Origin of the sequence: Myxococcus llanfairpwllgwyngyllgogerychwyrndrobwllllantysiliogogogochensis (assembly GCF_006636215.1) — a bacterium.
GTDB classification, from domain to species: Bacteria; Myxococcota; Myxococcia; order Myxococcales; family Myxococcaceae; genus Myxococcus; species Myxococcus llanfairpwllgwyngyllgogerychwyrndrobwllllantysiliogogogochensis.
Map to the genome: position 1 here is coordinate 1 of NZ_VIFM01000740.1, position 466 is coordinate 466.

Annotated in this window: 1 protein-coding gene; it reads right to left on the reverse strand. The window is 49.4% G+C overall.

Annotation, left to right across the window (positions count from 1 at the left end; all coding sequences use genetic code 11):
- Window positions 1-211: 211 nt before the first annotated feature.
- On the reverse strand, window positions 212-466 hold a 255-nt coding region (gene pspG, locus FJV41_RS55690; RefSeq protein WP_220138009.1), incomplete at its 5' end, for an envelope stress response protein PspG.

The window sequence follows — 466 nt, forward strand, 5'->3', positions numbered from 1 at the left end:
CAACGCACCTGTAGTTCGAAGTATGACGGGAGAGTCGGGAGGGTGGAAAAGTTTAGGGCTTCCATTCGGAAGCCCTTACTTTTTTTAGTTCGGCTGTATGTAGGGTACAGCGCGATGAATTCATTAACGTGCTAATAGTGACAGATTTCATAAGCAAAACCTACGCCGTATTATGCAAAATTCCTCAGGTTGTGACCTACCACTCACTACCTTAATAACGCCAGCGGTTGTTGCTACGGTAGCGGGTGATTTTTGGTTTATTTATCGCCCGAATCACCCATACCACCGCAACGGCCAACAGCAGCCACGGCAGCAGTTTAATCATCATCGCAAACAGTCCGCCGACGAACATCAGCGCCGTCGCCGCAACAATCGCGGCAATAATGCCCAGCAGCGACACGCCGGTCACCAGCAGCATCACAAAAAACCCAATAATAAATAGCAGTTCCAGCATCGTCTTCTCTCC